The organism is Nocardia sp. NPDC052112 (assembly GCF_040680135.1).
Classification (GTDB): Bacteria; Actinomycetota; Actinomycetes; order Mycobacteriales; family Mycobacteriaceae; genus Nocardia.
Genome location: NZ_JBFAWD010000003.1, coordinates 169,554 through 182,096, shown reverse-complemented (window position 1 = coordinate 182,096; position 12,543 = coordinate 169,554). Strand labels below are relative to the sequence as shown.

Below are 12,543 nucleotides of genomic sequence, written 5' to 3'. Positions count from 1 at the left end.
CCGCCTGCATCGAGCTCGTTCGGCGGTGACCGGCGGGGCCGACACGGGAAGGTGCGGTTTCCATCCAGGTTCCGCGGTGACCTGCGGATAGATGAGTGGCGCAGCGAGGACGAGGCGATTATGCCCTTCGCCCGGCTGCGCGCCGCGTCTTGATGCCGAGGGCCGCGCAGGCGCCGTCCACCGCCGCCCGGCGGAGCTCGTCTTCTGGTGTGTCGGCGAATTGGATCGTGCAGTCCTGGATGCCGCCGAAGGCGATGACGGCACGGGTGGCCTGCTCCAGCGTGGGGTCGGGTCCGTACAACAGCCGCACCAGCCGCCCGCGCCAGGCCAGGACGAGCTCGATCAGGCCCAGGTCGGCGAGTGTGGTCAGCTCGCCGAGCATGAGCACCATGTCTTTGCGGTGGCGGTAGTGGAAGTCGAAGTAGCCCTCCAGTAGGGCGCGGGGCTCGACCTTGCGCAGCGCCTCCTGATCCGCCAGGAATGCCTCTTCCTCGTCGATGATCGGCTGCACGATGCTGCGGACCAGTTCCTCGCGTGAGGAAAAGTGGTAGTAGAGCGCCGGTTTGGTGATGCCGAGCCGGTCGGCGATCTCCTGCAGGCCGGTCCGCTGCACACCACGCTGGGCGAAGAGTTCGCGGGCGACCTCCTGGATCCGCTGCTTGGTGTCAGAGGGACGCGGCATGCCGCCAGCCTATCTGACTTAACGATAGGTAAATAACCGGGTATGCTTACCTATCGTTAAGTAAGGAGACGGGCTCATGCGGATTCTCATCTCCGGCGCCGGCATCGCCGGTCCGGTGCTGGCGTACTGGCTCACCAGGCACGGTTTCTCCGTCACCGTCGTCGAGCGCGCACCGGCTCTGCGCAAGACCGGCGGCCACGCGGTCGACCTGTTTCGGCCCGCGATGAACATCTCGGAGCAGATGGGCGTGCTCCCGCGCGTCGAGGCGCGGGCCACCGGCACGAACCGGATGACCCTCTACCCGGAGGGCGCACGGCGTTGCGTGCGGGTGGACCTCGCCAAGATCTTCGGCGCCACCTCCGACCGGCACGTCGAGATCATGCGCGATGACCTGAGCGAGATCTACTACGACGCAACGCGCGAGGACGTCGAGTATGTCTTCGGCGACTCGATCACCGCGATCTCCCCCGACGGTGCGGTGCGGTTCGAGAACGCCGCGCCGCGCCGCTTCGACCTCGTCGTCGGCGCGGACGGGCTGCACTCCAACGTGCGCCGCCTCGCATTCGGCGACGAGTCCCGCTTCAGCGCCTTCATCGGGGCCTACTTCGGGGTGCTGAACCTGCCCGACGCCTCCGGCCTCGACGGTGAACTTCGCATGCACGTCGGTGTCGGCCGTACCGCAGGCGTGTACGGCGCGCGGCATCTCGGCGACGCGCGGGCGTTGTTCCTGTTCCGGAGCGAGTGCGAGCTCGACTATGACCACCGCGACGTGCCAAGGCAGAAGGACCTGCTGCGCAATGCGTTCGGCGGCATGCATACCGACGTGGACCGCTGGCTGGACGAGCTCGACCGCACTCCGGCGTTCTACTTCGACTCGATCACCCAGCTCCGCATGGACAACTGGTCGCGGGGGCGGGTGACGCTCGTCGGCGACGCGGGCTACTGCCCCGGCCCGGCCGTCGGCGGTAGCACCAGCCTGGCCGTCGTCGGCGCGTACGTCCTCGCCGGAGAGCTGGCGCGGGCGGGCGGCGACCACGAGCGCGCCTTCCCTGCCTACGAGCGCGCGATGGCCGAGCACGTACGCGGCAGCCACGCGGTCGCGCTGAGCGCGGCGAAGACCCTGGTCCCCACGTCCCGCCTCGGTGTATCGGGCCTGGTTCAGGGCAGTCGCCTGATCTCCGCCCTGCCCGCGGGGCCCAGCCGCGCTCTGCTGCGCCTCACTACCAAGAGCGCACGCCTCTACAACTCCATGACCGTCGCCGACTACCCGCCCTCGCCCGCCACATCAGGCAGCCGGGTCGGCTTCGCGGGCGACCCGGGAGGCGGGTTCGGGGTGGGGTGAAATCAATTGCACCAGTACGGAATCGGGCGCGCACTACTGCACGGTGAACTTCTTTGCCTGTCCGGAGACCACGGTGCCGTTGCCGTCGACGAGCGCCACCCGCACCTGCGCCTCGGAACCCGAGGTCAGCGGTGGCTGGCTCGGATCCGCCGTCAGAGGGACGACGGCGCTCTGCGGGGAACCGTTGCAGTCGACGGAGTTCTGGGCGCCCTGGGCGGCGGGACGGTCGGCATTGGTCTCGCCCATCATCGCCTGAATGCTCACCACCCCGGCGGAGTCGTCGCAGCTGTAGTCGACTTGGACCATGTTCGATCCGGCACCGGTGATGTCGAGATTCGTGGCGGCAAGCGCGGGAGCGGCAGCCACGACCGAGGCCGCTGCCGTCGCGATGAAGACAGTCGCGATGCCGGCAGGGCGCAGAGGGTTCGGGGTAGTCATCATCGAGCTTCATTCCTCCTGTGTGGCGGACATAGATCGCGGAACACAACGGGAAGAGATGCGGTACACGTCGCACCGCCGCATCCATGGTCCAACCCTTTGCCCGCAGTGGTGGGGAAACCGCTCGAATCGCGCATTGCGGCGGTATGTGTGCGTTCTGACCATGTCCGCCCCAGGCCCGCGTCTCGTGCCAGGACGATCGCCGTGGCGCGATCGGCCACGCCCAACTCGGCGAAGATGCGGGATATGTAGTTGCTGATTGCTTTCGGCGTCAGATTCAGTTCGGCGGCGATCGCGGTATTCGACAGTCCTGCGGCGACATTGGTCAGTACGTCGAACTCTCTGTTGAAGCTCGCGACGCCCTCCCGGCTGCTGCCGCCTCCGCATGCTGTGCGTGCGGCAACCGCGTCCGCAACCCGAGCTGGTCGGCGTCTGCTCCGGCCACAGCCGGTAGCCGATGAACACGTGATTCCCCGGGTAGAGCCTCGATCGGTGGCCGGGGATGCACTCACCGCGATCACCGAACCGCTGCCGCACCGATTCCGGCAACCGTTGACGGACCTCGAGCCCATTGAATGGCGCCAGGATCGATCAGCGCGGCCCCCGACGGAGCCCCGGGGCTGATCGCCGGACAGTCCCGGGGTACGTCGAGTGAACGCGGGCCGGATCAGCGATATCCGCCGTAGTTCTGTCGATTCTGCTCGTAGTCGTACGGTTTGTAGCCGGAGTCGTTCGGACCGGCGCACCCCGGCCGGTAGTTGTCGCAGGCACCGTAGGGTTCGTAGCAGCCGTACCGGTTCGAACCACACGGATCATCCGGGCCTGAGACGCTTCCGAATTCGGTGGCGGTGCCGGACAGGCGTCGCCTCCGCCACTTGGGACGTGTCCGACGTGGCTCTCGGGTGCGTGGCGGCCACGGTTGTCGGCGGCGCGGTATTGCTGCTCGTCTGGTGGCGTGCGCGGCCTCCGGCACCGGATCTCGTATTGGCCGCGGTGCTGCTCGCCTTGGTGACCAGCCGGGTGTCAGCCCGCAGTACCTGGTGTGGGCGGTGGCGGTCGCTTCGGTCTGCGCGCTCGACTCGCGCAGCACGCAGCGGCCGGTGCTGCTGCTGGTGCTGGCGACCGCGTTGTTGAGCCAGCTGGAATTCCCCTTTCTCTACGACCGGGTAGCCACCGGGAGCTGGTCGGGAGTTGTGGTGCCGGCGGTGCGCAACGGCATGCTGCTCTGCGCGACTATTTGGTCAATCGTTCAGCTTTGCTGCAATGGTCCGGATCATCCGGCGGCACCGCTCGGCCGAGTCGCTGTTGGATATCGGTTCGGTAACTTCAGCGGGCAGCCTGCCCTCCCGGCAGCTTCCGAATTCTGCCATTCGGATCGTCATCGCCCTAGTTCAGGACCATATATGTACGCCAGGTAACGGTTCGGTCACGAGTGAACGCATGGAGTCGTGCGCCAAATTCGGTCTTTCTTCGAAGCTCGATTACAGGCACGCTATTGATAACCAATAGTTAGCCTCATGAACGTCGGGGAGCGGCAATTGCGCCGCATGGTAGGACGGATCGACCGCCGCTGACGGCGATCACCCGTGTTGCACAATCTTCCATCGCCATCTTCCATATCGAATCGCTACCTCGGTCGATCGCAGCGTCGACCCGGAGAACGCTATGGCAAATCCAGCGTCCATACCCAATTCCTTCGACAGAGTCGGCACCGGTATTTCCGCTGCCTCCCAGTCGGGCTCGCGGACCGCCGCGGATTCGGCACGATCCGCCCACGCCCTCCTCGATGAGCAGCTCGCGCCACTGCGGACCCCGGCGCTGGTGCTCGGCACACTGCTGATCTGCCTCGGTGTGGTGGCGCTGATGCCATTGCGGGGCTGGCTGAACGATTACGGCACCTGGCTGGTCATTGCCGCTTATCTGCAATACATGGCGATCGCGACAACTCTTGAAGTATGGGGTCTGCGCATGACCAGGAAAGGCCCACGCCGCAGGTGATACGCGCCCGATGAGGCGTGCGGCCGGTGCCTCCGGCTGTTCACCTTTCGGTCAGAATCCATCGATAATGTCTCGGAAATGACCGACTCCGCGCCGCGGCAGCCATTGACCGACTTCAGTGCGATCGGCGACCTCGAGTCCGTGGTCGACCTCTCCGACACTGCCGGTTTCCTCGTCGATGATTTCGATGACGACGACCCGATCCTGATCACCGCACAGGGTGGTTTCGCCGTCGATACCTGGCGCGAGGGCTACCCCTACGACCAGCGTCTGGCCCGCGACAGGTACGAGGCCGACAAACGCCTGCTACAGATCGAACTGCTCAAATTGCAGAATTGGGTCAAGGCCGAGGGACGCAGGCTGGTGATCGTGTTCGAGGGCCGTGATGCCGCGGGCAAGGGCGGAACCATCAAGCGGTTCATGGAGCACCTCAACCCGCGCGGCGCACGCGTAGTGGCACTGGAGAAACCGACCACTCGCGAGTCGACTCAGTGGTACTTCCAGCGCTACGTCGAACACCTACCGGCGGGCGGGGAGATCGTGTTGTTCGACCGCTCTTGGTACAACCGTGCCGGCGTCGAGCAGGTCATGGGCTTTTGCACCCTCGAACAACATCGGCGATTCCTCGCTCAGGTTCCGCTCTTCGAGCGCATGCTCGTCGACGACGGCATCGACCTCGTCAAGTTCTGGTTCTCGGTGTCCCCGCTGGAACAGCGCACCCGCTTCGCCATCCGCCAAGTCGACCCGGTCCGCCAGTGGAAGCTGTCCCCGATGGACCTGGCCTCGCTCGACAAGTGGGACGACTACACGGCCGCCAAAGAACAGAACTTCGAGCACACCGACACCGACTACGCCCCCTGGATCGTGGTCAAGAGCAACGACAAGAAACGCGCCCGCCTGAACGCGATGCGCCACGTCCTCGGCCTGTTCGATTACGACAACAAAGACCCCGAGATCGTCACCCCCGCCGACCCACTCCTCGTCGGCCGTGCCTGCGACGTCATCGGCTCCTGACCGTCGAGCCCGGCGCGCGTGTCATTGATATTCTTGCGCGCACGGTGGACGGGTTGCGGTTGGTGACGGTCAGGGCCAGGTCGCGCCGTGCAGGACGGCCAGGTCTACCGCGTCGGTCATACGGCGGTCGCCTGCGGATCGGGTTGGAGATCGTCCGGGCCGAGGTCGGGCGACGGCCGGTGCTGGGCCGTGTAAGCGGCTGCACGGCTTCGTCTTGGGGCAGTCGCTGTGCGCTCGGCCGAATCACCGCATCCGAGAAGGAGATTGCCTCGTGACAACCCTCAACACCCAATGCCGATTGGCGGCCCGGCCCATCGGCCTGCCGAAGACCACGGACTGGCAGATCGTGCGGGAACCATTGCCGGAGCCCGGTGATGGCCAGATCGTCGTCGAGGTCGACTACCTGTCGATCGATCCCGCGATGCGAACCTGGATGAATGCCGGGCGCTCGTACGTACCGCCGGTCCAGATCGGCGAGGTGATGCGCGCATTCGGCGTCGGCCACGTCATCGACTCACGTGACGGTGGCTTCGCCGCCGGTGACGTGGTGTCCGGCCCGTTCGGTGTTCAGCGTTACGCGGTGACCAGTGGTGCCGCGGTGACCTCGGTCGACCCCGCTCTCGCACCGGCGCCGGTGCATCTGGGCGCCTTGGGTATCAGCGGTCTTACCGCATACTTCGGGCTACTCGATATCGGCAAGCCCGCGCCCGGCCAAACCGTCCTGGTGTCGGGGGCCGCCGGATCGGTGGGCAGCATCGTCGGACAGATCGCGCGGATCAAAGGTGCTCGCGCCATCGGCATCGCCGGCGGTGAAGAGAAATGCCGTTGGCTGGTCGAGGAGGTCGGATTCGACGCCGCCATCGACTACCGGACCGCTGATCTGCGCGCGGAGCTGAAAACCCACGCACCCGACGGAATCGATGTCTTCTTCGACAACGTTGGAGGCGCAGCACTCGAAGCCGGCCTGAACCGCCTGGCGCGCGGTGCCCGCGTCGTACTCTGCGGCGCGGTATCGCAATACAACGCCGCGCCGCGTGGGCCGGCGAATTACATGCAGCTGCTCGTCGCCCGCGCGACAATGACCGGATTTGTCATCTTCGACTACGCCGAGCGCTATCCCGAAGGCGTTGCGCAACTTGCCGAGTGGCTGCGAACCGGCGAACTGCGCGCACAAGAGGACATCGTGCACGGCGAGGTCGGTGATTTCCCGGAAACGTTGCTCGAACTGTTCAATGGCCGCAACCTCGGCAAGCTGATCCTCGCGTTGAAACCACACTGAACCGCGGCTGGCCGAATTCGGCTCGGCCGTACCCACTATCACGTCATCGTCCGTGCTACTCTTCCGAGCGACCCCGACTACGCCCGCCGCTGGACGCTCATAGACACCCCTCAACAACGGCCGATACATGGAGTATCAGACCAAGACCGAGCGGCCCATCGCGATTGTCGAACTGCGCCGCACCGCCGAGGCCGCCCGATGACCCACACCCCATCCAATGCGCTCAACAGCGGCGATCACGCCGTCATCACTGGGGGATCCTCGGGGCTGGGTCTGGAGCTTGCTCGCCGACTGGCCCAGCGCAAGCTGCGTGTCACACTTCTCGCGCGCGATCCGGTCAAACTCGCCGACGCGGTCGCCACCATCACCGCTGCCGCACCGGGTGCCGATATCCGCGCGCTGGCCGTGGATGTTTCCGACAGCGCTGCTCTCGAGGAAAAATTCCGCAGCCTGCTCGCCGCGACCGGAGGCATCGACATCCTGATCAATTCCGCCGGAATCCTGCGGGAGGGATACTTCGAACGGCTCGACGACGCGGACTTCCGAGAAGTGATGGAAGCCAACTTCTTCGGGACGGTGAACACCATACGTACCGCGCTTCCTTACCTCGAGCGCGCCGAGCGCGGACGCATCGTGAATATTGCGTCGGTGTCCGGTCTGACCGGCGTGTTCGGTTACACCCCGTATTGCGCGGCGAAGCACGCCGTTGTCGGGTTCACCGAATCTCTGCGCTATGAACTCGAACCGCAAGGTATCGCACTACATTTGGTGTGTCCGGGCGAGTTCGACTCGCCGATGGTCGATGCGCTCGAACAGCACCGCACTCCGGAGAATCGCAGACATACGTTGTTGATTCCGAAGCTGCCGATCGGCCGGATCGCCGACGAGATCATCGACGGTGTCGAGTCGGGCAGCCGATTGATCGTGCCGGGTCGCATCGCTCGTCTGGCCGTCGCCGCGCAGCGGCTGGCGCTCCGCATGTCGGCGGCGATCGCTCGACGCCGCATCGCGGGAGTGTACGTGGGGCCGCACCACTGAGGAGCCTGTCTCGAAGATCGCTGTGCGAGTTCGGGATCCACCTCGGCTGACGCCTGCGCGGGTCGCCGGTGCATGCATGTTTTCCTCGAGTAGTTCCATTCAGGTTCTCGAACGCACGAATTCTGTTCGCCGTCGGCGTGACTCGGGATTCCGGTCGCGGGGCCTCGGTAGCTACGGGGTCGAATCGCCGAGCACTATGGCACGACGACGAGCTTTCCGATGGCCTGGTTGTGCTCCATGTACCGGTGCGCCGCGACAATGTCGTCCAGGCCGAAGAGGCGGTCGATATTGGGGCGATAGACACCGGCCTCGACCTCGTGGACGACCCGCTGCAATACAGTCGCGCCCGCGCTGCCCGCGAGGTTGCCGCTGTGGAAGGCCGTGAGCTTGGTGCCGGACGGGATCATCGCTATCGGTTCGAAGTCCGAGATCAGCCATCCACTGAGCGAGCCCGCCACGCACACCGTTCCGCCACGCCGAACCAAGTGCAGCGAGTCCACCGCCGTATCCGCCCCGACGAGATCCAGCACATAGTCGGGACCCTCGGGCCAGAGCGAATGCACGCTCGCCGCCAGCGATCCACCGTCGTCGACGAGTACGTGGTCGACGCCGACCGCGGTCAACGCATCGATCTTGTCCGGCCGCCGAGTCGTGGCCGCGGTCTCGATCCCATGGCTGGTCGCGATCGACGCGGCCGCCATCCCCACCGAGGAGGTCCCGCCACGGATCAGCAAGCGGCCCTGGCCACTCGACACGGCCCCCACCGCGTCCAGCGAGCCCTGTGCGGTCAGATACGTTTCGGGTAGCGCGGCCAAGACGTCCCAAGGCAATGTGGTGGTGACCGGCATCAGCAGCGAATTCGGCAACAACGCATACTCCGCATAGCCGCCGTCGAACTCCCGGCCCATCTCACCCATCACCGCCGCAACGGTCGTCCCCACCGGCACCGTGGGATCGGTTGAGGCTGCGACGATTCCGACGCATTCGATCCCGAGCACGCGCGGGAACGTCACGTTGGGGGAATGCCCTTGGCGGGTCCTCAGCTCCGACCGGTTCAAGCCCGCGGCCTTCACCTGTACCAGGCTCCAGCCCTCCCGAACCGCTGGTACCGGCAGCTCACGGAGCTGCAGCACATCCGGACCACCTGGCCTGACACAGACCGCTGCGCGCATTGTCGTCAGCGTGGCATGGCTCGTTGCATTGCGGAGCATCGTGTCGGCGGAGCCGTCGGAGCGAAGGTCATTGCGCATATGTTCACTGTCGCCGGAACAACGGGCGGCCGACCACCGATAGAATGCCAACTTATGCCCGTTGGCCGCCAACTTCCCCGGCCCGGTGGGACGTCCCGGTTGTGGCCGTCCGGAGGGGTTCATCAATGGCCATCCGGGGGTACGAGTTCGGTGCATTCCCATCCACGTGGTCATTTGGTGTACGCGGCCAGTGGTGTCTTGTCGGTCCACACCGAACGCGGTACATCGATCGTTCCGGCCAATCGAGTCGCATGGACCCCTGCCGGTTTCATGCACTACCACCGCGCGCACGGCCACACCGATATGCGGATTGTCTTCCTACCGGCATCCCTGGCTCGGCTCGTACCAGGCCATCCCGCCGTATTCCTGGTCTCCGGGCTCGCCCGCGAAATCCTGCTGACCCTCACCGGCCCACGCAATTACGACCGCGTCCCGGGCGAGCACGACCGAGCCGCGCGCACTCGCCTCCGTCGAGTGCTCGTCGATGAACTGCACGAAGCGCGCGAGCAGCCGCTACAGCTGCCCGAGCCACAGGATGATCGATTGCAGGCGATAGCGCGGATGCTCTACGAGCAGCCCGCGGACAGCACCCCACTTGCCGAACTCGGGAAAACGATCGGAGCCAGCGCCCGCACGCTCAGCCGACTGTTCCACAACGAACTCGGCATGACATTCTACGAGTGGCGCACACAGCTACGCATCTATCACGCCCTCGTCCTCCTCGCCGACGGCCACGACACCACCCACGTCGCCCACGCCTGTGGATGGGCGAACCCGAGCGGCTTCATCGCAGCCTTCACCAACATCATCGGCACCACACCCGGCCGCTACCGAACCAGCCACCTGGTTCCACAGTGCGGCGGCGACGAACGCCATGGCGAAGTCGACCGGTAAGTCGCAGCTCCGCGCTGCGACCGTCAACACCCGGTCGTCACGGGAAAGGTTGCAGGCGTGGCGGATTGTTGCGGCCGCACTGGCCTCGGACGTCGGCCCGCCGGTGTGGACATCCCCGTTCATCGACGACGTCGCCCAGGACGAACTTCCGTCGTCGTGTCACCGAACCCGGCGAACCCGTTCGTGTTCAGCCCACCCGCAAGCGCCGGTCTGGTTGCGTGTCCGGCGGAACCGTGGGACAGATCCGGGAAAACGAGGGCCAGCGGTCAGTTGCCTGCGACGTTGATCAACTGTTGGTGCAGCCAGGTCAGGGGGGTGGCGCCGCCGGGTCCGATCGCGTAGTGCGGGTAACTCTGGTGGATCCCGGACTTCAGGAAGTCGTCGATCTGTTGTTTGCGTTGTTCGTAGGCGGAGTTATTGAGCTGGTCGTTCAGCAGGCCGAGGCCGCCGGCGGCGAGGGCGTCGGCGATGAGGTTGCTCGCCTGCTGCTGATAGATACCGAACTGGGCGGGGTCGGGGTTGGAGATCTGGGCGAAGAATCCGGCGATGCGAGCGGCGAAGTCGCCGTCGGGGGTTGCGCAGTACAGATCGCCGACGGCGCAGAAGGTGTAGGTCTTCGGGGTGAGCCAGCCGAAACCGCCCAGGCGAGGACCGCCGGCGCCGGCGCCCGCGACGGGCGGGCCGATCAGGTTGTCGCCGGGAGAGCGGCGGGGGTCGGAGATCAGCCCGACCAAATCCACGCGGCTCGGCGCCACGACACCGAGCCCGGTGCCGATCTCCGCGGCCAGATCACCGGCGGCGTCGGCGCCCTGGCTATAGCCCAGCAGCGCGAATCGTGTTGCGCCACAGCGCTGAGCCATCGCGCTGACCAGGCCACGGGCATTGTCGAGGGCTTCGCGTTTGGAACGGCCGTACACGTCGCCTTCCCAAGGGAACGCGGTCGCTGCGTAGGCGACGTAGTCGGTCTGGACGTTACCCGGCAAGCCGTTGGCGACGGCGGCGAGCATCCCTTGGCCCGGTTCGGACTTCGACGTTTCCCAGGTGCCGGGAACTGCCACGACATACACGTCCGGGCACTGCTGCGGGGCTGCTTGGGCGGTCGAGGCCGCGCCGACCGGAAGGGCGGCGCTCACCAGGGCAGCCGCGCAGGCGGCGGTGTTCTTCCATCGAGAAAGCATCGTCTACTCCGAGAGTGTCACGGCTGCGCATCGTTCCATCGACGAAGGCTACTTCGCGAGTGTAAAGGGCGTGTCGCGATAACGCTGAGGTAGCAGGATAGTCGTGCCATGCCCGGGCGCATCGAATCGTTCCGGCCGAGGCGATCGCCACCGGCGCGATGTCGTGGCTGCGGGCGTTCGACTCGACGCCAACTGGTTGATGCATCCACCATATGCGGCGTGCATACTCGGTACTTGGGAAATCTGGCTCGAAGGTTCGATCAGATCGGGACGGCCGCGCGTCCCGGGAGGAGTACCGATGACATATGTTGCCGATCCGGCCCGCTACGACGGCGGAATGCGCTATCGCCGCAGTGGCAGGTCAGGCCTCGACCTGCCACTGCTCTCACTCGGCTTCTGGCACAACTTCGGTGACGATCGCCCGTACCACATCCAGCGTGAGATCGCTTTGCGCGCTTTCGATCTCGGAATCACACACTTCGACTTGGCCAATAACTACGGTCCACCCTATGGGTCGGCCGAGATCAACGCCGGGCGCTTGCTGCGCGAGGAACTCGCCGCCTACCGCGACGAATTGATCATCTCCACCAAGGCCGGGTGGGACATGTGGCCCGGACCGTACGGACAGGGCGGCGGTTCCCGGAAGTACGTGCTGGCCTCGCTCGATCAGTCGCTGAGCCGGCTGGGCCTGGACTACGTCGACATCTTCTACTCGCACCGTTTCGACCCGACAACTCCGCTCGAGGAGACCGCGGCGGCGCTGGATACCGCGGTACGGCAGGGGAAAGCACTGTACGTGGGGATCTCGTCGTACACCGCCGAGAACTCCGCGAGAATCGCGCGGATCCTGCGCGAAATGGGCACGCCGCTACTCATCCATCAGCCGTCGTATTCGATGCTCAACCGCTGGATCGAGACCGAAGGGCTGCTGGACATCGCCGCCGAGGAAGGGTTCGGGGTCATCGGGTTCACCGCACTCGCGCAGGGCCTGCTCACATCGAAATATCTCGACGGCGTGCCGGCGGGATCGCGAGCCACACAGGGAAAGTCGTTCCAGACCGAGTTGCTGACCGCCGAGATGATCGAGCGGCTGCGCAAGCTCGACGCGCTCGCCGCCCGCCGCGGACAGACGCTGGCACAATTGGCGCTGGCGTGGGCGCTGCGCGACCCGCGCGTGACCGCACTGGTGATCGGCGCGTCCTCGACCCAACAGCTCGAGCAGAACGTCGCCACACTGGACAATCTCGATCTCAGCGCGGACGAGCTGGCCGAGATCGACGCACTGCTCGACGACGACGGTGCGGTCGACCTGTGGCGAGCAGCGCGCGATGGCACACTCTGAAAGGATCGAAGCGGTTCAGTCGGGTCACCACGGGCGGCAGGGATACGCCGCCACAGCGCCTGCCGCGAACGCTTCGCCGGTCTGTGTC

13 protein-coding genes are annotated in these 12,543 nt (G+C 65.8%); 8 read left to right on the top strand and 5 right to left on the bottom strand.

Going from position 1 to position 12,543, the window contains the following annotated elements:
- Positions 1–118: 118 nt before the first annotated feature.
- A complete protein-coding gene (locus tag AB0L58_RS06820) occupies positions 119–682 on the bottom strand; it encodes a helix-turn-helix domain-containing protein (protein ID WP_364382297.1) in 564 nt (187 codons plus the stop codon).
- A gap of 76 nt (positions 683–758) precedes the next feature.
- Here AB0L58_RS06820 and AB0L58_RS06815 point away from each other — a divergent pair, with 76 nt between their 5' ends.
- Entirely contained in the window at positions 759–2,024 is a 1,266-nt protein-coding gene (locus tag AB0L58_RS06815; protein WP_364382294.1) for an FAD-dependent monooxygenase, read from the top strand.
- Positions 2,025–2,057: 33 nt separating this feature from the next.
- On the opposite strand, the gene AB0L58_RS06810 is transcribed toward AB0L58_RS06815, so the two are convergent.
- Both AB0L58_RS06810 and AB0L58_RS06805 read right to left on the bottom strand, forming a co-directional pair.
- Positions 2,058–2,465: a hypothetical protein gene (locus AB0L58_RS06810; RefSeq protein ID WP_364382291.1), complete on the bottom strand. Its 408-nt coding sequence runs from the start codon at positions 2,463–2,465 to the stop codon at positions 2,058–2,060.
- Positions 2,462–3,034 carry a LuxR C-terminal-related transcriptional regulator gene (locus AB0L58_RS06805; RefSeq protein WP_364382288.1) on the bottom strand — a complete coding sequence of 191 codons (573 nt, stop codon included), beginning with the start codon at positions 3,032–3,034 and terminating at the stop codon, positions 2,462–2,464. The genes AB0L58_RS06810 and AB0L58_RS06805 overlap by 4 nt, the downstream gene beginning before the upstream one ends.
- Before the next feature lie 477 nt (positions 3,035–3,511).
- On the opposite strand from AB0L58_RS06805, the gene AB0L58_RS06800 reads away from it, so the two are divergent.
- The 5 genes from AB0L58_RS06800 to AB0L58_RS06780 all read left to right on the top strand — a co-directional run bounded on the left by AB0L58_RS06800 (position 3,512) and on the right by AB0L58_RS06780 (position 7,791).
- Entirely contained in the window at positions 3,512–3,880 is a 369-nt protein-coding gene (locus AB0L58_RS06800) for a hypothetical protein (protein ID WP_364382285.1), read from the top strand.
- A gap of 247 nt (positions 3,881–4,127) precedes the next feature.
- The gene (locus tag AB0L58_RS06795; protein ID WP_364382282.1) at positions 4,128–4,460 is read left to right on the top strand and encodes a hypothetical protein; all 333 of its coding nucleotides are present in this window, start codon (positions 4,128–4,130) and stop codon (positions 4,458–4,460) included.
- Positions 4,461–4,538: 78 nt separating this feature from the next.
- Positions 4,539–5,474, top strand: a complete 936-nt coding sequence (gene ppk2 / locus AB0L58_RS06790) for a polyphosphate kinase 2 (protein ID WP_364382279.1) — start codon at positions 4,539–4,541, stop codon at positions 5,472–5,474.
- 271 nt (positions 5,475–5,745) lie between these two features.
- Positions 5,746–6,753, top strand: a complete 1,008-nt coding sequence (locus AB0L58_RS06785; RefSeq protein WP_364382276.1) for an NADP-dependent oxidoreductase — start codon at positions 5,746–5,748, stop codon at positions 6,751–6,753.
- A gap of 198 nt (positions 6,754–6,951) precedes the next feature.
- On the top strand, positions 6,952–7,791 hold the full coding sequence (locus AB0L58_RS06780; protein WP_364382273.1) for an SDR family NAD(P)-dependent oxidoreductase: 840 nt from the start codon (positions 6,952–6,954) through the stop codon (positions 7,789–7,791).
- Between the two features lie 194 nt (positions 7,792–7,985).
- On the opposite strand, the gene AB0L58_RS06775 is transcribed toward AB0L58_RS06780, so the two are convergent.
- A complete protein-coding gene (locus tag AB0L58_RS06775) occupies positions 7,986–9,041 on the bottom strand; it encodes a zinc-binding dehydrogenase (protein WP_364382270.1) in 1,056 nt (351 codons plus the stop codon).
- Between the two features lie 150 nt (positions 9,042–9,191).
- On the opposite strand from AB0L58_RS06775, the gene AB0L58_RS06770 reads away from it, so the two are divergent.
- Positions 9,192–9,935 (top strand): helix-turn-helix transcriptional regulator, encoded by a 744-nt coding sequence (locus AB0L58_RS06770; RefSeq protein ID WP_364382267.1) that lies wholly within the window; start codon positions 9,192–9,194, stop codon positions 9,933–9,935.
- A gap of 266 nt (positions 9,936–10,201) precedes the next feature.
- Here the strand turns inward: AB0L58_RS06770 and AB0L58_RS06765 are convergent, their stop codons facing one another.
- Positions 10,202–11,113, bottom strand: a complete 912-nt coding sequence (locus tag AB0L58_RS06765; RefSeq protein ID WP_364382265.1) for a cutinase family protein — start codon at positions 11,111–11,113, stop codon at positions 10,202–10,204.
- A gap of 298 nt (positions 11,114–11,411) precedes the next feature.
- On the opposite strand from AB0L58_RS06765, the gene mgrA reads away from it, so the two are divergent.
- Positions 11,412–12,455: an L-glyceraldehyde 3-phosphate reductase gene (gene mgrA, locus AB0L58_RS06760; RefSeq protein ID WP_364382262.1), complete on the top strand. Its 1,044-nt coding sequence runs from the start codon at positions 11,412–11,414 to the stop codon at positions 12,453–12,455.
- The last annotated feature ends 88 nt before the right edge of the window (positions 12,456–12,543 follow it).